General features: G+C 45.3%; 12 protein-coding genes. 10 read left to right on the forward strand and 2 right to left on the reverse strand.

All coding sequences use genetic code 11. From position 1 onward, the window contains the following. Positions 1-253: 253 nt before the first annotated feature. The 4 genes from ACJJI1_RS17175 to ACJJI1_RS17190 all read left to right on the forward strand — a co-directional run bounded on the left by ACJJI1_RS17175 (position 254) and on the right by ACJJI1_RS17190 (position 9,403). On the forward strand, positions 254-2,206 hold the full coding sequence (locus tag ACJJI1_RS17175) for a hypothetical protein (RefSeq protein ID WP_444957398.1): 1,953 nt from the start codon (positions 254-256) through the stop codon (positions 2,204-2,206). Positions 2,207-2,571: 365 nt separating this feature from the next. Next, positions 2,572-7,368, forward strand: a complete 4,797-nt coding sequence (locus tag ACJJI1_RS17180; protein ID WP_444957399.1) for an RHS repeat-associated core domain-containing protein — start codon at positions 2,572-2,574, stop codon at positions 7,366-7,368. Between the two features lie 6 nt (positions 7,369-7,374). Beyond that, positions 7,375-7,794: a hypothetical protein gene (locus tag ACJJI1_RS17185; RefSeq protein ID WP_444957400.1), complete on the forward strand. Its 420-nt coding sequence runs from the start codon at positions 7,375-7,377 to the stop codon at positions 7,792-7,794. 634 nt (positions 7,795-8,428) lie between these two features. Next, entirely contained in the window at positions 8,429-9,403 is a 975-nt protein-coding gene (locus tag ACJJI1_RS17190; protein WP_444957401.1) for a DJ-1/PfpI family protein, read from the forward strand. A 644-nt stretch (positions 9,404-10,047) separates the two neighbouring features. On the opposite strand, the gene ACJJI1_RS17195 is transcribed toward ACJJI1_RS17190, so the two are convergent. Beyond that, a complete protein-coding gene (locus ACJJI1_RS17195) occupies positions 10,048-11,577 on the reverse strand; it encodes a flavin-containing monooxygenase (protein WP_444942005.1) in 1,530 nt (509 codons plus the stop codon). Between the two features lie 115 nt (positions 11,578-11,692). Here ACJJI1_RS17195 and ACJJI1_RS17200 point away from each other — a divergent pair, with 115 nt between their 5' ends. Further along, complete coding sequence (locus tag ACJJI1_RS17200; RefSeq protein ID WP_444957402.1) at positions 11,693-12,730, forward strand: AraC family transcriptional regulator; 1,038 nt, start codon at positions 11,693-11,695, stop codon at positions 12,728-12,730. 22 nt (positions 12,731-12,752) lie between these two features. Here the strand turns inward: ACJJI1_RS17200 and ACJJI1_RS17205 are convergent, their stop codons facing one another. After that, complete coding sequence (locus ACJJI1_RS17205; protein WP_444957403.1) at positions 12,753-14,285, reverse strand: DUF1254 domain-containing protein; 1,533 nt, start codon at positions 14,283-14,285, stop codon at positions 12,753-12,755. Positions 14,286-15,167: 882 nt separating this feature from the next. Between ACJJI1_RS17205 and ACJJI1_RS17210 the strand changes: the two genes are divergently transcribed. The 5 genes from ACJJI1_RS17210 to ACJJI1_RS17230 all read left to right on the forward strand — a co-directional run bounded on the left by ACJJI1_RS17210 (position 15,168) and on the right by ACJJI1_RS17230 (position 20,285). Then, positions 15,168-16,643, forward strand: coding sequence for a class I adenylate-forming enzyme family protein (locus ACJJI1_RS17210; RefSeq protein ID WP_444957404.1), 1,476 nt, complete (start codon positions 15,168-15,170; stop codon positions 16,641-16,643). A 92-nt stretch (positions 16,644-16,735) separates the two neighbouring features. Beyond that, positions 16,736-17,884 carry a type III PLP-dependent enzyme domain-containing protein gene (locus tag ACJJI1_RS17215; RefSeq protein ID WP_444957405.1) on the forward strand — a complete coding sequence of 383 codons (1,149 nt, stop codon included), beginning with the start codon at positions 16,736-16,738 and terminating at the stop codon, positions 17,882-17,884. 3 nt (positions 17,885-17,887) lie between these two features. Next, complete coding sequence (locus tag ACJJI1_RS17220; protein WP_444957406.1) at positions 17,888-18,928, forward strand: hypothetical protein; 1,041 nt, start codon at positions 17,888-17,890, stop codon at positions 18,926-18,928. Continuing rightward, the gene (locus ACJJI1_RS17225) at positions 18,925-19,758 is read left to right on the forward strand and encodes a hypothetical protein (protein ID WP_444957407.1); all 834 of its coding nucleotides are present in this window, start codon (positions 18,925-18,927) and stop codon (positions 19,756-19,758) included. The genes ACJJI1_RS17220 and ACJJI1_RS17225 overlap by 4 nt, the downstream gene beginning before the upstream one ends. Next, entirely contained in the window at positions 19,755-20,285 is a 531-nt protein-coding gene (locus ACJJI1_RS17230) for a hypothetical protein (RefSeq protein WP_444957408.1), read from the forward strand. The genes ACJJI1_RS17225 and ACJJI1_RS17230 overlap by 4 nt, the downstream gene beginning before the upstream one ends.

A 20,285-nucleotide genomic window follows, 5' to 3' on the forward strand; every position in this document is an offset into this window, starting at 1 on the left:
AGGGGCTTCCTTTTGAATAATGTCTATCTAGCTTTCCCCAACCAGCCCGCTATATCGTATTAAGTCTATAGTCAGTGTTGGACTTCTCATTTTTTGATCTTCCCTATTTTGTTCACATTTTATTAAGTTACGCACAGAATAAAATTCTGTCCCCGCTAAAATTACGCCCACTTTTGCATTTCATGACTGTCCGGAACTTATATTTTGGACAGTACCTAACTCCAAAATAAAAAACACGGCACTTAAGGCGATTATGGAAAAGTTATTCGGGCAGAAATTATTGGTACTTGCACTAACTGCGGCACTCGCAGCTTGTGGTGGGGGGGGAGGTTCGTCAGATTCTGACTCCGATTCACCACCTGTGAGCGATGGTGGGGATAATAGTAGTGGGGGTGATCAAGGTGGAGGAAGTGGTTCAGATGGTAGCGGGTCAGGTAGTGGTGGGGATGATTCCTCATTGCCTGATAATGACCCATCGACTGTAACCGTTGGAGATGTGTCAACAGCTGAACTCGGGTTTGCGACAATTACCGCTACAGATATCACTTTGCCTGATGCAATGGTGAATGCCCAGGAGGTTTACCAGCTGGCTCACTATATTGGCCGTACGGATAGTGAGCAGGATGAGGAAAATATTGATATTCCTATCCGTAGCTATACGGCCTCCTGTGCAACGGATACTGACCAGCCAAAAATGTATGTATCCACAACTTTGTCAGAGGGGAATAGAGCCTCTGATACAACCTATGGGTCCGTTTACGAGCTTCAATATAATCCTGATACCATGAGCTTCGAGCAGACAGGTAACGCCACCATTCTGAATCAATGTTATGAGTCACATGGTATTACGGCCAGTTCGGATTGCTCCAGGGTAGCTGTTTTATGCAATACCGAATATAAGGCCAGTGAGCGATATGATATCGAGAAGGATCTGGTAGAAGAGTACGGTACAACCTGGATGAAGATTGAAGATAATCTTGACAGTGTTGCAGGTACTGATAATGAGGAGAAGTATAATGACCAGATCTGGCTGATGGAGTGGGATGACAAGCCTATAACTGAAACTCCAGATGCCTATGTTGTCAATAAAATGCATGGTGGCACTCATTTAGGAGCTCAAGAGCTATTGTACGTAGAGGATGACAGCCAGGGGCGCACAAGTTATGCGTTTTCTGTAACGGCCCGTGTTCTTGTTAGCGGTTCGCATTATTCGGCGGGGCTGACGGTAATCAATCGGGATGACTGGTCAATGTCCTTCTCTGGAGATGATCACCGGGGTTGGTACTGGGCGTGTGGCCATGGCCACGTTCTGAATATTCGAGCCTTTTATAATCCGGGGAATGAGATGTACGGTGCTCTGTGTACCAGCGATGGAAATAAATATTATCCGTCACCGGGCCTGAATGCGATCGCCATTAAAATGGAGGACAGTGGATCCTCTGTTTATGAAGGCACCTATAATCATTTAGTGCCCTCGACAAGTGCGATGATATCCAACGGTGGTGGCCATACGGTTGTCCCGGTTGATGCCGATACAAACCTCTCAGTTATTGTATCTCCGAAGTACATTGAAGATGCGAATATGGATATGTTCTTGCAGGACGAGCTGAGCATCGATATTAGTGGCGATGGCCCCTTCGATGAGGAATGTGCTGATAACGGCATTCGCAATTGCTTCTTCTCATATATCGACAGTGGTGAATATCCTGTAATTTCCAGGCAGGGTCTCTATTCTGGAGATGCCTTGGATACTACTTCCCTGACACGTGTAGGTATTGCAAAAGTTGATGGGGAAGGCAGTATTGAAGGTAATGGCATTGAATGGCTGGCAACGGATTCCGATTGCCAAATTAGTGATCCCCAGTTGGTTGATCTGAAAAATGGCCGTTACTTATTTGGTTACGCGCAGTTCCAGTGTATCTCCGATAACCTCCCGTACAATCGCAGTTACAATAAGAGTGGTGAGGCCATGCGTATGCTGGTGCCAAAAGCCTACTATGTAATGGAGATTGATGCTGACTTAAATGTACTTGAGGGGCCGGTAAAACTGACTGACTACGGTTGGGGTGGTTTGGATGAGCCTATGTACTTGGGTAATGGTAAAGTTGCCTGGAGCTATATTAAGAATCCTACCCTGGATAATTATATAGGCGGCCAACAAAATGTTTGGCAGGCAATAGTTTATCATTCTGACAGCGTAAATTAATTGCGCTGATTTGGGGTAAGCTTAGGCTTGCCCCAAATTGAATTATACCTGTGCATCTGTAGTAATTTATCTCCCTCTCTTTAAGTTGTTTTCGTAACTCAGATATACGTGCCATTACATTAGGGTGCATTATTTTTTATTGTGCTCCTGTGTAATCCATTTCCTGATTTCCCCTCAGTATAATCCCGCGGCTTTCCCGTTCCGAAAACCACTTTTCGTTAACAGTGGTGACAGACGTTCCGACTCCCTGAGTTGCGAAGACTGAAGGTGGAAAGGGCAGAGTACTTTTAGTGGACTTTATTTTGCTTTGAGCTGGCAGCGAAGGAATGTTGCATGGCTGGTTCGTAATCAATAAAGAGTGAGCTATGCAGCTATTTGTTGAGAATACATATGGAATTGTTTACCTGGCTCGAAGAGGCAGCGGTTTTAGCTCCGGATCTTCACTGCCAACTAGTGCTGAGCAAACCCTGGAAATGTTCAGTGTTTCATCTCTTCAAGAAATTTACGATTACTTCCTGGGTATGGGAGGGAGTTGTTCAGATCCTCTTCAACCAGGCAAGCAGCCTTATAGATGGGGTGATTTATCAGCCTCATTCCATTTAGATGCTCCTTCAAGCTACTCCTGGGTTGAGAGAGCTATTTATAAGGAGTTAGTTCAAAACCGCTTGGTAATCGAAGAGGCTCCATTTGCTGATGCGGTGCTAGCCGACAAGCAGTCCCAATTGATTCCTAAAATCGATACAGGCCTTCAGTATATTGTTGACCTAGGGCGAGTTAATTCAAGGTTATCGAACAATGAATCTACTGATCAGAGTGACTTTGCCGGAGGGCTAGCAATATGGCGTAAAGATTTATCTGAAGTAGAGACTTTGGTGAGTTCTATTCGCCCTTTGATGGCGCAGGGGTGCACCGCTAGGAACTATCTGCTGTATGAAAAGAGCATTGAAAAGCAAGATGAAAAATCTATACCGACTTCTAGCAGATCCCTAGTAGATGCGCTTGGTTTCGATGCCAATAAAGTTACCCAGCAGCACTTAGAGTTAGCCTTTGAAGTAGCTGAAACTTTATACCAGGATGCGAGAATACGTGAAACAAGTTTACGTTTCTTCCGCGATTACTTAAAAGCTCTATACCCATCGGAGGTTGCCCTGCCAGAAAATGGCCTTTTTGAGGTTATCTTAACATTCGCCATGGTAGCATCCATGAGCGATTCCAACGCTGTCGAGATTTCCAAAGATAATGCGGGCTTACTGAGGTCTCTTCAGGGCGTTAGTAACCTAATGCTGGAATTTGCCAAAATCAAAAAGCGTCGCAATGTATTTTTCCATAAACGCGCAGGAAGTACTGAGGGTAATAAGGCGAGCTTCTCTGATCTGAGTTCTTCTGAAGTTACAGTACCACCTTCCTCCGGTGGGCAACCATCAAGTGCAGGAGCGTCGCAAAGCGGTAAAGGAACCGCCAATGATAATTCTGAAGCGGGTTCTGACAGCAGCCAGGGTTCGCAGAGCTCTCAGAATACAATCTCTGACCAGCCCGATAAAGCTGGGACCATAACCGGCACAACCCACACTGGGAAGAAAGTTCCTAATAATAGTTGTGCTATTGAAGGTGGTGATCCCATTAATTTAAAAACCGGGGAAGAGCGTTTGACCTTAGTCGATGCGCTATTAGACGGACCGCTCCCCCTTGTTTTTGAGCGTACTTATCGCAGTAGTAATCCCAGAGATTTCGGTTTGGGTCATGGTTGGACTCACACCCTGGGAGAGAGGCTAATATCGGCACCTGATAAAAGTGTTCAGTTTATGGACGCAGAGGGTCGGGTAATTAATTTTCCCTTTCCGGGGGATAGCGATCGCAGCCACAATGTTGTTGAGCAATTAACACTTACTCGTGTCGACGACGATCATTGGATTATTACCCCTTACGGGGCCCCCAATGGCGTGCAAAAACACTTTAAGGCAACCGGTGTAACAGGAGGACTTAAGCTTGCGGAAATACGTGATGGCTATGGCAATTTCTACCTGTTTCACTATATCGATGAGCGTTTAATATGCATTGAGAGCAGCCTCGGTGAAGCCCTGCATATCAGCCCTCCGCAAGGGCAGCCGAACAGCCTGCGTATCGGTGAGCTTAAGAAGGAAACTCGCGATGGCCATATTAAAGTACTCGCAAGCTATGAGTACAGCGATGTTGGCGACCTGATTAAAGCCACCGACGCCGATGGTTACAGTGAGCAGTACCAATACCATCACCATGTAATTAAGCAGCGCACCCTAAAAACTGGCTACCGTTTCCATTTTGAGTGGGATGCCGAAGGCCCCTCCGCCCGTTGTGTGAGACAGTGGGGTGACCCAATCGATGGTCAGGCGACTTACAATTACCAGTTTGACTGGGACGATGATGGTAAGGGCGTTACTGTTACTGATACCCGTGGCGGCAAAGAGCGCTACCGCTTTAACGACCGGGCCCTGCCGATCTATCACCGCGATCCCGAAGGTGCAGAGACTCTCTACAGCTACAACAACCTGGGGCAGGTTACTCGGGTACAACTGCCCAGCGACGATGGCAGCCTTCGCGAAGAAATTTACCAGTACGATGACCAGGGCCGCCTAGTACAAAAGAGCGATGCGGCCGGCAATAACCATCGTATCGAATACAATGCTGAAGGCCTGCCCGCAAAAGTTACCGACCCTGCTGGTAATAACTGGCAAAGGGAGTACAACGAAAATGACCAGATCGTGGCCAGTAAAGATCCCCTCGGTAACAAGACCCAATACGGCTATAACCCCGTTGGTTTGATCGGCAGTGTTACCGATCCTCTCGGCAATACCACGCGTTATCTGTGGAACCCCGAAGGCAAGCTCGCCGCAGTAAAAGACCCTATGGGCCGTACCCAGCACTACCGGTACGACGGTGCTCGCCGACTGGAAGAAGTGCAGCACGCCCCCGGCCGGCTGACCCGCTATGAATACGACGCTCAGGATCGTATCCATGCGGTGACCACTCCAGACGGTGCTCGCACTCAGTACAGCTACAACCCCCATGGATTACTTACCGAAGTTATTGACTCTGAAGGCCGCAGTACCTGCTATGCCTACGATGGCCTCAGCCAGGTAAAGGCCCGCACCAACCCGGATGGCAGCCGTCTGGAATATCACTATGACGGCGAGCGCAACCTAATCGGGCTCACCAATGAAAACGGCGAGCGCTATCAGCTTAAATACGACTTCAACGAACGCCTGATTGAAGAAGTAGGCTTCGACGGCCGCGTTACCCGCTATGCCTACAACCGTGCCGGCCATTTGGTAAGCTCCAGAGCCGTGACCGATACGGACAGCGGTAAAGGTATCGATACCATCTTCGAGCGCGATCCCTTTGGCCGCTTGTTGGAAGAGGTCACCCCGGACGGCAATACCAATTTCCGCTACAACCGCAGTGGGCAATTGATAGAGGCGGAAAATGCCCACAGCAAATTGCGTTGGGAATACGATGCCAATGGCCGAGTTACCGGCGACTGGCAGGGCAAAGAAAAGCTTAGTCACCGATACGATGCAGCAGGTAATCGTATTGCCACGACCTTGCCCGATGGAGAAGAACTTAAGTTTACTTTTAACCCTGCCGGACAATTCCAAAGCCTGCACCGCCGCCCTTTAGGTAGTAATACTGATGAGTTAATCACTCGTGTCAGCCATGATGAACAGGGTAGGGAAAGCCTGCGTCAACACGGCAATGGGCTGGAAAGCCAGAGAGACTACGATCCACAAGGCCGCCTGCAGAAACTCAGACTGGGCAAAACAAGTAATGTAAATCAGAAGCCAGTGTCCGATCCCACTTCAGGCACAAACCTAGTCCTTGAGCGTGGCTACCAGTACAACAAAGCTGGTCAGATAGCCAAAATTGAAGACAGCCTGCGCGGTAATCGCAGTTACCACTACGACGCTCTGGACCGCCTTACCCAGGTAGAGGGGCCCAACCCAGAGTATTTTGTACACGACCCTGCGCACAATATCCTTGCCGCTGCCAACTCAAAAGACGAAGCCAAACAGCAAGCCAGCGCTACTCAGGTAAAAGGCAATCGTCTCGCTTTTCGTGGTGATACACACTATCGCTACGATATTCACGGCAATCGGATTGCTGAACTGCGTGGAAAAGGACAAAAACTGCAGACGCGCTATCACTACAACAGTCGCCTGCAGCTGGTGCGTGTAGAGAAGCTAAAGGTGGAAGAGGATGTAGAGCACCTTCAACAAGATATTCACTACCAATACGACCCGCTGGGTCGCCGTATTAGTAAGGCTACGAACAAAGAGAAAAATGATTTCCTTTGGGATGGCGATACTCTTCTAAAGGAAACTAATAGCGAAAATCAAACGAAGCAAGACCTCAGCGCTCGTACTTACTACTTTGAACCAAGCACTTTTAAACCAGTTGCTTTAAAAGAAAGTAAGCTAGATAAAGAAGAGGTCTACTACTATCACCTGGACCACCTTGGCACCCCAGATACCCTTACCAACCAGGCTGGTGAAGTGGTATGGAGTGTTACTTACAAGAGTTATGGCAATATCGCTTTAGCCTATGATAATCAGATAGAGCAGCCGATCCGTTTCCAGGGACAGTACTTTGATGAAGAGACTGGGCTGCATTACAACCTGTTTAGGTACTATGATCCACAAAGTGGAGAGTTTACCCAGCAAGATCCAATAGGGCTTTTAGGTGGGAGCAATGCCTATCTTTATGTGCCAAACCCGGTTGGATGGGTTGACCCATTTGGATTGAGTGCTAAGGACTGCTCTAATCCCAGTAGTGCCAGTGAACTACCATTACTTGAACGGGGCAGCAAAGCTTGGAACGATGCCGTTAAGAAATTAAGAAATTCAAGGGGGCACGCCCTGGATGGTGGTGGTCATAATTTTAGAGTTAGTAATCAGCATGAAGCAAAACTGCTCCTACTAGAGGCGTTTGAAGGGCGATTACCCCGGCGGAAGCCTCAGGCATCCAGAGAACTAAGTAAAGAAGAGAAATATGGATGGGAGTATCATAGAGGGGATGAAACAGGGACAGAACCATTTAACAATGATTTGCAACATATAAAGTGGTATGACTTCCGTCAAGGTAAGAAGCTGGGCGGTGATGGACACATTTTCTTTGATAATTGGATTTGATTTATTATGAGCTATTTTGAAGAAGAAACACGTATATTCGGGAATAGGATTCCGCACGAAGAATATGTACCCATAGTTAATAATTTAAAAAAAATATATAGACGGCCGTTTGTTAAAAAAGATATGTCTACCCATGGTGATATTTGGCAAAATTTGAGGGTGCCTTTTAGGTGGGCGGAAATGGATAAATTAAACATGGATGAAGAAGGAGAAATACTTGTTTTTTTTGATGCAGGTAAATCGTCAAGGCTTTATGAGTCTTCTTTTTCTTGTTTGAGTGAATATTTAAAGAGTAGAGACCTGGATGATATTTATCCGCCTTTATATGCTTTTAACCGGAGTATGTCATTTTTGTATTGCGATATTGGCGAGTATCCTGGCGCGAGACCTATTAGGTTAATGGTGGCGTTTAAGGAGGGTAAGTAGAGTTAATTATAATGTAGGATTATACTTGAACTTCTTATGAAGTAATATAAAGTTATAGTGGTGTCTAGTTTGAAAAAACTACACCAAGTAAGGTGTGGTTAAGCTGTTATTAACAACAAGTACGCTAAAGGGTAAATTAAAATGCCAGTTTTACATTTACTTTAATAGTTGTGTAGGGATAAATTGTTGGTTGGTTCCATAGTGGTTTTTATTGCTGGTTGTTCCTCTTAGTTTTCCTTTGCTATTAAAATAAATACAGTTTTGAATGCTTGTAGTGGCCGATACTGCTGTTTTTATTAATTTCCTTTTGGGGTGTAGATTTATTTGGATATCTTATTGGTAAAGTACTCGCTTTGGATAATGTTCTTCGCTGCTGAGATATATAATGCAGTAAAAAGTATGTAAGCATTGGCAATATCCGGCTAAATATTATTTTTTAAATGAAAGCTTATCTTACCCAACCGTAGATGTCTGAATTTGTCGACTTTATGTCATTTGCGACCAAATTTTCTAGCTTACACTTCCAGCTGTATCCCCAATAGATACCTTGATTATATGTTTGTGCTTAGCGTGTGATATCCAATAAACGCTAAAGCATATATCTCTACTTGCCTAAAATAAAAAGGAAATATCCATGCGTTCTTTAATCTGGGCTGGCCTATGCTCGCTACTTTTTAGCAATATGGTCTGGGCCCACTCCACATCTAAAGATGCCTTTCATATAGGGATATTGTTGTACGACGGTGCACAAACTATTGATTATGCCGGGCCCTATGAGGTTTTTGGGCAAGCCAATTATCGTTTGACAACGGTTTCGGAAGATGGTGGAACCATTACTTCAGCCATGGGGCTTAAAGTGGCTCCAGATACCAGCTTCGATCAGGACAATCAATTTGATGCAGTAATTATCCCAGGGGGCAGTATTAATGAAGCAATGGAGAGCCCGGAAGTATTACAGTGGATTAAAGAGCAGTCCAAACAGGCTCAGTACGTTCTATCGGTATGTAACGGTGCCTTTATTCTGGCAAATACTGGGCTTCTGGATGGTAAGAAAGCAACCACCATTCGCGGAGCATTTGATTCTTTCGAGAAGAACTTTCCTGATGTTGAATTGGTAAAGAATAAAAAGTTTGTTGATAACGGAAAGTTTATTACTACAGCTGGTCTTTCATCTGGTATAGACGGCGCTTTATATCTGGTAAGCAAGGTTGATACGATTGAAAAAGCCAAAAGTGTCGCAGCGAAGATTGAGTACCTGTGGTTGCCAGAGGGGGGCTATATCCGGGGGATGATGGCGGATAAAATCATGCCAAACCTTGGTGACTTGCCTGAATCGATTCAGTTTGTTTCTAAGGAGTATAGCTATGGTAGCCTGGAAGAATGGTACACCGCGTTTCAGCTTTCCGGTGATGTGGAAACTGTAAAAGCCTGGTTTAGTGAGCAAATGAAAGAAAATCCCGAGTGGAGGAAGGGGCAGGGTAAGTTTATTGACAATAAATGGGTGTATCAGTTTTCTGATGATCGTACTGTATTGCAAGTTGACTTCGTTGCTCCCTCTGATATCAATCCTTGGGTGCTTAAGTTCAGCATATTGGATCAAGCGTCATAATTTGGTAGCTTTCGTTAAAGGTGGAGACGATAAAACCTAGAATATAGGAAAAGTATTTGCTTTCTGGTCTTCAGATTGAACATACCGTTTGCACCGCCACATCGTCATTTTTGAATTACATTGGGAAGGTTCTTCATTCCGGCGATAGCATATTTGATAGGGCTTGGAAATTGACCAGCCTCTTTTAATGTTATTAAAAGTTTGGAAATTTGTGAACGACGGGTTTTTTCCGCCAGTAACTTGAATTTGACAAATTCTGTCCCAGTTTTCTAGTTGTATACTTACAGAAGACGCCATTGAAGCTATTGATAGCGAGGACAAAATTAAAAAAATACTCACAGCTCTCACAATAAGCCATCCTGTCTGGTGACCTAATATTCGGATTTGCTACCCCATGATTATATGGTTACGTGAAGCCCGTAACGAATTCCGAGAGGGTATCGGTGGCGGATCAATTAGAAGTGTTTGTTACTTTTTTACGAGTCGCGACTGTCAGGTCAAATAATATTTATAGCGGTTGTTCACTATGGGGTTTTTAGTCTGGGCTTGGAGCTAGGGATTTTGTGCGGCCTCTATATCCGTCTACCTAATGAAAGGTAAAATAGAAGCGAGCCGAGACTCGCGTTCTTAATGCTGCCTGAAATTTAAATACTGCTTACTTCGATAGAGGATGTGTTGTTTTTATCTTTTGCCTTTAGAATTTTCTGGGTGTCAGATTGGTGCGGCACAAAAGTTAAAAATTCATCCTCAATCGCTGAATCAAGGAGTATCTTACAGTCCTCCTCATAGTTATTTAACAGGCGCCATGGATAGCGCTTACCTTGTCTGGGAAGTTCTCCATTTGCCCGTTTTACATAGCCAGAATCCAGGCTGCTCATCACCGAACCTTGCTCAGCACTGCCTTCGCTATCTATCGCTGTACACACCTGAAAGTTATGTGCGTCCATGTATTTTAACAGGCGGCAAATATAGCGAGCAGTAATGTCGGCTTTAAGAGTCCAGGGGGCGTTGGTATAGCCGAATACCCATGAGATGTTAGGAACCCCCTCCATTAGCACTGCTTTGTAAGTCAGCTTTTGATTGACTGCTACCGGTGCACCATCAATACAGAGCTTGATACCTCCTAGAACTTGTAACTTTAATCCGGTCGCACTGATAATAATGTCTGCGTCTAATTGTTGCCCTGATTTAAGTAGGATACCTTTATCTGAGAAGGTTTCTATTTCACCGGTGGCAACAGAAGCTTTTCCTGAGCAGATTGAGGAGAACAGATCTCCATCGGGTACAACGCAGAGACGTTGATCCCAGGGGTTGTAACTGGGGTCGAAGTGACTGAGATCGTAATTAGCTGGAAGGCTTTTTCTTACATCTTTTAATAGTAACTTTCTAATAAAGTTAGGCCAGCGCTTAGCAGCTTTAAAAATCCAGCGCTGCAATTTGATATTGCGCCAGCGTCCTAGCTTGTGGACCCAGGGTGCTGGCAGAAATTTTGATAGTACACGAGAGATTTTATCGATAGATGGAACTGAAATGATATAGCTTGGGGAGCGTTGCAACATGGTGACATGTTGGGCGGTGGTTGCGAGCGAAGGGACCAGGGTAACAGCGGTAGCACCGCTGCCGATCACGATAATACGCTTGCTGCGGTAGTCCAGATTTTCTGGCCACTGTTGGGGATGAATCAGTTTTCCTTGATAGTTTTCTATACCTGGATATTGCGGCAAGTAGCCCTCTTTATGGTCGTAATACCCAGTACAGGCAATCAGAAAACTACAGATATATCTCACTGGGCTGCCAGATTCGGTGTTGTGACCTTCCAGAGTCCAAGCTCGGTCTGTACTGGACCAGTTTGCCGTAGTTAAATTTATTCCAAAGTGAATTCTCTTTTTAACGTCATATTGCTCTGCGGTGGTTTCAATATATTTTTTGATAGATGGGCCATCCGCGAGTATTTTCTCGCCGGACCAGGGTTGGAAGTCATAGCCGAAGCTGTACATATCGGAATCAGATCGAATGCCCGGGTATTTAAAGAGGTCCCAGGTGCCGCCGACTTGTGCCCGACGCTCGATAATGGCGAAGCTGCGCCTGGGGCATTCGCGACTCAAATGACAAGCCATTCCTACCCCTGAGAGTCCCGCGCCGATAATTAATACATCGAAATGAGTCGATTTCACAATCCCTATCCCTGCAAATTTCTATGCCTTATAGACTGGGTAGATGTGCCCATGATTTATTGTTAGATTGCGACAAATAATTGTCTTTCCGCGCCACAAAGATGGGGAGCAAGTTATGGGTAGCCTTGTACGAGTCAGTATTCTTTCCGGTTTCAGTGAATTCGTGGAGCAGCTTGGGTGCGGGGGGGAAGCCTTCTTGGCCGAGTTCGGTATGCCGTGTGATATCAGCCCGGCGGATTCCCGCTTGGTATCATTTGTTGAGGTCGCGCGCCTGCTGGAAACTGCAGCACGCCGGTTAGATCGCCCCGATTTGGGGCTGTGCCTCGCATCGCGACAAGGGGTGGACCGCTTAGGTGGGGTAGGTGTAGTTGCATGCAATGCGGCCACTCCACGGCAAGCCTTGCTATCCGTTAGGCGCTTTCTTTCTCTTCATAGTTCATCCCTCAGTATGCAACTGGAGCCATTAAGTGAGGGAGATGTACTACGTATTGTTTTTGATTGGCAGGACCCAGCTCTCAGTAGCTATCGCCAGATCCGGGAGCAGGTGCTGGGAAATACGCTGACGATGATACGGATGTTGGTAGAGACTGAGTGTTGCCCGCAAAACGTACTGCTGCCTTATGGTCCTCAAATGGCAGAGGGTGACTACTGCAATTACTTTGGGTGTGAGGTTCTGTTTAGCTCGGGCTATTGCGCGATGGACTTCCCAGCTGCATTTCTGGATACACCACTGAAGTCTGCCGATCCAGTGGTTGAGCGATTGGCCATTTACCATTTGGAGGAGCAGAGTGCGACGCTGCCCGTTCCTCTAACTGTAGAAATTCGACAGTTACTCAGTGAAATACTGCCCAGCGGCAGATCTCAGCTCGGTAATGTGGCAGGGGCGCTCAAGCTCCACCCCAGAACTTTACAGCGCCGCCTGGCTGCGGAAGGGCTTAGGTTCGAAGAGCTATTGGATAACGTGCGGCGGGATCTGGCGACTCGATACTTATCCGATCCGAATCTGGCCTTGGGGCAGATTACGGGTTTGTTGGGGTACTCCGAGCAGAGTACATTTCAGCGAGCTTGTCGACGTTGGTTTGCGGAGACTCCCCGGAATCACCGCTTGCGCCTTGCGGGCAGCGCAATTGTGGGGCGGCCAGAATCTCCGTAAAAGCCTGGAGGGGTCAGTTCTTTTAATATTCAGTAGGCTCCACCTCTCCAGGACGCCAGGTTTTCTCCAGCCATGGCCCCAAGGGTCCATACAGTCTCAAGATTACGAAGAAACCTTTGTTGGGTAGGGTCTCCAGCCAGTTTTTCTCAAACCCTTTTGGCGCCTCGGGTCCAAAATAAACGTCATAAGAACCATCGGAGTTTTGTCTTATCCCTTTCGACTGGCTGCTTACTGCGGGAAAGGGCTGGCTGGTTTTTAACATTGAGCGCGTTTGGCTGTCGTAGATATTAACTGCCCAAAAAGCATTGACCGGTACATCGGGGGGCAGGTGCAATTTGTATTTTTTAGAGCCGTCAAAGGGCTCTTTATTTTCATCGACAAAGGCAATGGCGTAATCAGAACCTTTGCCAGGTTCAATTGCAGTCATTGCTGGGCTGACACCGTTATAGGGATAGAAGTAGCTGACTCTAGCGTCACTATTAATGGTTTTGCCATCGGGGCCATTGAAGAAGATGTTCTTGCCGGGAAACGCCATTACCCAGGCGCTATCTGTGCCTGGGTAGATTTTGATATCGGAGAGGGATTTGTCTGTCCGTGGGTACCAAACAATTGAGCGGGCTATACCATTACCAATTGCAACTGCGTCCGTAAGAATTTTGGTCATTCTTTTATCTGGACTGAAGGCTTTTCCTTTTTCAATGCCTATTGAGGCAAAGAGGCCGCGTGTTTCTGGGTTAAGCATCCCAACCCACTCGTATTGAACGACTTCATTAAGGTGCTTATAGAATTGATAGTCATTGGGGTGGATGGTGTTGAAAGCCTTTCCAGACGCACTGATAAAGACCATCCTTGGCGGGTTACCTTTTTGAGCCAGGGGGTAGATTCTCAAGTTGTCTTTGATGTTTTGCACGGCCTCCGGCAAAGGCTGGTTACTTGGCGAGCGCATAAACACCCACAGTCGGAAGGAGCGAGGGTAGATGGGAATGTAGCCGAAGGGAATATTGCCTTTATAGTCTGGTGGCAGTAACAGAAACTTTCCCCCGCGCCCCTTATCCGGGCCAGAGGAGCCGATATCTTCAACAAAGCGGAACCAGGCATCATTAAACGCGCCCATAACGTCGGGCGGCGAGTGAAACACAGTTGGTCCGTCTCGTTTTAGATCTAAAAAAGCCAGCGTGTAGATAGTCGAAGTATTGCCTGTAAGAAAAAGAGACTCAGAGTTCATTAACCGATCGAAAATTAAGACTTCATTGGCAGACTTAGCGCCAAGCTCTCTTCCCCCTTTCATCAGAGCATGTACTGATGCTCCCTGAATTCCTTTGAGGAAACTATCTACCGCACGCATATGATCCAAATAGTCGTAGAGCTTCTCTGCGGTCTGGGGGTAGGGAGCGCCATCACGGAATTCGAGGGTGCCAATACTACTGTCCACCTTATCTGGCGTACTGATTGATTTCAGAGTCTCTGGATGTAAATCGGCGCAAAGCGGCAGAGAGCTGGTTAACAGAAGAAAAATTCCGACAGACCAAAATGCGTACTGAAGTAATCGAATCAAAATAGCTACCTCTATATGCAAGGCGTGCGTGATACGTAAGTGTGTGGTATTGCTTCCTCTATTGGGGTTATTTCGTGCCAATTTTTTGTGTTAACTGCCGGATTATAAAGATGGCTATCCCCAGGCGTAACTTGGGTATCTTTAGCGATAAGTTTGGCTTAATTTTGATCTGGTGGGACCGGTGATTTAAAAGGTCAGCTTTATTGTAATTATTGGTCTATAGCATTTAGGCTGGCGCCCATGTTTTGTCTGGCAGACCTGGATTTAAAGGTTTACTTGAAGTCAGTAATTTCACGCCGCTACTGATCTGACTCCCCTGTAACCGAAATTATTGCATTAACTTGCATTCAAATATTTATCTGGCTTTCAGTGCCGGTAGCCGATCACTTGTAAAAGAAATCTCTCAAGGTTTCATGGTTCTCAAAAACCACCTTCAGAAATAAGTTTGAGTAATTTTTAATATTTGCCCATCCTATTTTGTGACCATTCGGTTCAATTTTTTTGGGCTTTATAGGGTTTTACTGCCAAAAAAATTATTTTCTTTTTTTTGGTCATTTAGTGGAATTAAATCCTGAATAAATTGGTTTTTTATTGCCTATTTTTTTACTTGGTAGTGGTGCGAGATCGGAAAAAGGGTTTATTAACTTCTTGATTTATTTGTCTTTTGGAATGTTTGTAATGTTTAGTCAGATCGAATAATTTCTAACAGGATGAAACTTTTCATGGATTGATAAAGAGGTTGTCATAAGCTTTACAGAAAATGCTTGTCATTATTGGGTCATCCGATTTATAAAATGATCGTCCCATGTAGCCGGTTTGAATAGTTTTTTTTAGGCTTATTCGGACTAGATCAAAAATCTTAGAATAATAAATGGACTAAAAATGTTTTCTCTTGCCAGCCTGTTCGAGAAAGTTGTGGAAAAATGTTGGCAAGGTCGTCTGGAAAATCTGGATGGCGAGGTTTTGACCGCGGCTCACTGTGAGGATGCGTGGCTCTCACTTACAAATGAAGAAGTTTGTTTCAGTGCTGGCGACCGCATTTTAGTGTGTACTCAGTCTGAAATAGAGGCGGTCGCCATTATGTTGGCGGCGTGGAAGATGGGGTTGGTGGTTGTACCTGCAAAGGGGGATCTGAGCCATTCTTCAATTAAAATGATCGCTTCAGACTGTAATGCCAAGGCGATATGGCGTGCTGGAAAAATTGAGGCCTTGCCCGATTATCAGCAGGAATTCTCAGAGTTTGAAGTGTCTTCTACTCCAGTGGTCACAGGCGTAGATCTGGCTCTGGTGATCTATACCTCAGGAAGTACTGGTAAGCCAAAAGGCATTATGCTTACCCATCAAAATGTTCTGACCTCCTTGGCCTCACTATCCCAATATTTGGGCCTGACAGCACAGGACAGAATTTTGTGCTTATCCCCTTTGTCATTTGATTACGGTCTTTATCAGGTCTTATTTGCGCTATATAGCAACTGTACAACCATCCTCTACGACAAACCATTTAACCCCATACAAGCCCTTAAAACGATTTCAGAGCGGGATATATCTGTTCTTCCGATCGTGCCAGCAATGGGGGCTGCCCTGGTGAAACTGGTGGGTTTGGTTAAACCTGACCTCAGCAACCTGCGCAGTATCACCAATACTGGGGGCCATTTATCTGAGTACATGATTCGCGCCTGGAAAGAGTACTGCCCAAGTCTAAATGTTTTCTCTATGTATGGTTTGACTGAGTGCAAGCGAGCCTTGTACTTGGAGCCGGAGCTTTGGGAAGAAAAGATGGGTTCAGTTGGCAAGCCGATCCCTGGCCTGGATGCACGTGTATTTATACCTCACTCAGAGGTCAGTAAATTTAGAGAAGCAAAAGCTGATGAGGTAGGTGAGCTTTATGTTCGTGGGGCGGCAGTGATGCAAGGCTACTATAACCCGGCCGCTCAAGGTGGTGCAGAAATCTTTTCTGGCAGTTATCGGGACGACAACTGGTTGGCGACGGGAGACCTTTTTACCCGTGATCAGGATGGCTTTTTCTATTTTAAAGGGCGTTCAAAAGACTTAATAAAACAAGGTGGATTTTGTCTGTTTCCAAAGGACTTGGAAAATCATATTGATATGTGCCCATTGGTGCATATCAATGCAGTCATCGGTACTAAAGATAAGCTCGAGAATGAAGTGGCTACTTGTGTTGTGGAGCTTCATGAGAATACCGCTGATAATCAGAAGCAGTTTCGCACTTGGCTGAAAGCGAACATAGATACTGACTACATGCCTAGAGATATCAGGTTTGTTGATGGAATTCAATTAACTGCTAATAGCAAGGTCGATAGAAAGCGCTTAGAACAGGATTTACAAGTCCATGCCTAATGATCTGAGCATATTTAGGCGGGATCCCGCCTAAAACATAAAACGCTAACTTAATAAAAATATAAACGATACGTTTAACCTTTGGGGGAGTTATGGGTGCACTGTCAGATGCGCTGGTTCAGCAGTTGGGCCAAAACAAGAAACAGCTATCTACACCTTGTTATATCTATTCCGTTAAAACTGCTCACGATAACTACAAGCAGCTGAAGGAAGCGCTGGGCACGGGATTGATATACTCTCTAAAAGCCAATAGTTGTCTTGATTTAATACTTCGTTGTGGGCACATCTTTGAAGACGGTATTGAGATTGCATCTATAGGCGAACTAAATCTACTTCCCAAAGGGAATAGTCCCCGATTTGTCAATAACCCATCGGCAGATAAGGCCTTTATACGCGCTGCCATTGCGAGTAAGTGCCATTTAATTATCGACAACCTCAATCAATTAGCTTTGGTTGAGGAGTTGAAGGCAAGGCGGCCAGTAAACCCTGTCGTTTTAAGGCTTAACCCCTCAATCTTGAGCCACTTTGATAGAAATCAAAAGGGCCTAAGAAAAGATCATTTTGGTTTCGACTGGAATGGCTGCCTTGAGGCTTTGGATTTTTGCAAGAAACATGAGATTCCAGTTTTAGGTTTTCATTTGTTCAGGGGCTCATACTCCTTTAATAAAGGTGCTTTCGATACTGCCAAAGTGGCTTTACAAGTTGTTTATGAGTTTGAAGAAATACTGGGATACCCTCTGTCATTAGCCAATCTAGGTGGTGGGTTTGACCCCAATTGGCGGGAGCAGGAGTTTGATTTTGAGCAATATAGAAATTTGATTGCTGAATTTCCAGATCATATCAAGGTAGTTCACGAGAGTGGTCGAGCAATTATGGGCTCAGCCGGTTATTTCGTCACGGAAGTTCGCTATAAAAAGTCCATTAACGGTGACAAGTACGCCGTATGTGATGGGGGAATGGCCCAAAATTTTCTGTTGGCGAAAACGGAAAGTACCTTTAAACGATTCCAGCAACCTCATGTTTTGCGAAATGGGACTCCTCTAAAAGGGAAGGATGAGGGGCAGAAAGTCCTTTTAGTGGGCACATCTTGTAATAAGGAAGATGTGATTGGGGAAGTCAACAATATTGACCTTCGAGAAGGGGACTTAGTCATATTTGATGGATGTGGTGCCTATAACGCAAGTTATACCGTAGCACCTTTCCTCAAATTGCCAGCTTCGAACTCTTATCTGGTGGAGTAGATCATGGAAATGCAATCGGTTGTAGGTGGTTTTGTTCTCAATCAATTATCCAGTATTTCACCAGTGCCCAGCACATTGAAATCGCTGTTAGAAAATTCTTGTGCTCGGCTATTCGATGCATCAATGATTATCGAAGATCCTTTGACAGAGCTTGCACCACTTAGGGACGCTTCGGTTCAGCAGCCATTAGAGCAGTTTGAGCAGACCTTTGTTATTGATCAAATTATTGACACCGTCCGGGATGAAGGACTGGATAATCACTTTCATAATATGATCGGGCTATTTGGCTCGATTATGTTGAGCCTGACTGCTACAGATGATCAGCTTGCCCAGGTCAATAAATGGGTGGAGCAGGGGATTTTCGGCCACTTCCTTATGACAGACCCCGGCGGCCCGAGTCTTATGGGTTGGAAGACAGAGCTGGTTGAAACTGATAGCGACATGCTACTGAATGTCGACAAGATCCACGGCATTGAGGCACATAAGCTTGGCTTTGCCATGGTAGTTACCAAGCAACCGGGAAGGCCTTTTCCCCTGACAGTGATGTTGCCGCCAGAACTCTGTAACCAACTACGGCAGAGTACTGTAGGAGAGCCGTTTTTAAATAGCACCTTACAGCTGGGAAATTGTAAGGGTAAAGTATCAATTACCAAAGACATGTTGTTGAGCAAAGGTGGGTTGGGTAGCGTCAATCGATTTTTAACACTGGTTCGCCCGCGCTTTGTTAAATCACTAATGCACTTTGTGCTTTGGCTACATGACTGTAAAGAAGCTCGTTTAACCAGCGAAGATCAGGCTCATATAGAGTATCTAATTCATTTATGTAATGAGCAGGTAGTTGCAACCACTTTTTCTATGCACAGTGTAAACCGTGTACTGGCAACGAAATTTACCAGCAATGAGCTTTTGCTGAACCTGGTCTTGTCAGGAAAGATCAAATCCGTAAATCGACAGCGCGATCTGTTGGCTTTCACAAAAATGGAAGGCAGTTCATATCGGTGCTTCTTTGAGATATATAGCAAATTTAAGGGGCTGCGGGTATGAGCCTGTATTTACGATCTGCAGCTTTTATCCCCATAGAAGGTATCACTGTCTCATCCAGTAGTGATGTTTCAACTGCCTTTGGTGATATTGCCAGGATTATCCGAAGACAGACAGATAGTGTATTAGATGCTGCTCCAGAGATAAATGATTCGCAAATAGATCGCCATTTTTTATGCTCTACCATGATTGAACTTCCTTTGAGTTCATCGGCGATTAGTGAGCAGGACTTCAATTACGGTGATAATGCAAGAGCGCCAGTTACCAGTTTTGTTAATACCTATGAATGTGCATCTTGGGGTTATAGCCTTCGGCATTACCTGACACAAAATCCGGAATCGCGCTACTTAATGGTAAGCATTCTTGATGCCAATGTTTTAGATCTAACGTTTTGGCGAGAAAATGAAAATTGGGGCGATAGTGGTTTTGGTCTCTGTACACTGTTGTTTGAAGTGCGGGATCTTGACAGTATAAACCTTAATGCATCCTGCACGATTACTTATAATACAACTCCGGAATTTGCCACTGTCATCCGAAAAATGGCTGTTGGACGAGATGACCTGACTTTATCTTTGCCGTTCTTTCCAGAGAATATTCGCCAAATTTTCTCCAAATTGTTGTCGGCCAATCAAAAGTTACCAGACTTGCACGATCGATGGGGGCATTGTTTTGGTAGTGATCCCTGGCTGAATATTATTTGCCAAGGCGCTGAAAAAGGCTTTGACAAGCAAGAAAATTTTCTGGCCTGTTCGATTGCATTGAATGGCTATTATTGCACTGTAGAAGTTACCGTTGATGAACAAAGTCACTTCTATCTAATGGAGGCCGCGTGATGAAGACTGTTGAGCTATCAACGTGTCTCGAACGTAACCCCTATCCGGACACATTGAAATCCTGCTTAGCACAAATGCTGCCGTTGAGTACTGAGCAGGACTATCTTGCATTATCCAGCCTACCAGTTAATTCCAGCCCGGTGCTACTGAATCATTCGGAGCACTATCAATTACTACTGGATATTCTGCGATACTTTGAAGATTCTGAACTGGATACAGACTTAATCTTGATAAAAATGCAGATGCCCGCTGGTGGGCGTATGCCAAGTGCTCTATTACAATACACCGTTTTAATGCTTCATGACCTGGCTGGTGAAGAAGCAATATTAGTTAGAGAAGGAAAACGATATATAGCTATTGAGGATAGCTTGGTTCGCCACCCATTTGAAGCGGGAACAAACCAGCTGAAAATCAGGTTGGCAGTGGATGTTGATTGCCATGATCTCTTAATTGAGGGGCTTTCTAAATTACTTATCGAGTGCGGTTTCGGTGATATAACAATAAACACCATGGACGGGACAGCATAA

Source organism: Microbulbifer maximicatervae (SeqCode), from assembly GCF_052467065.1.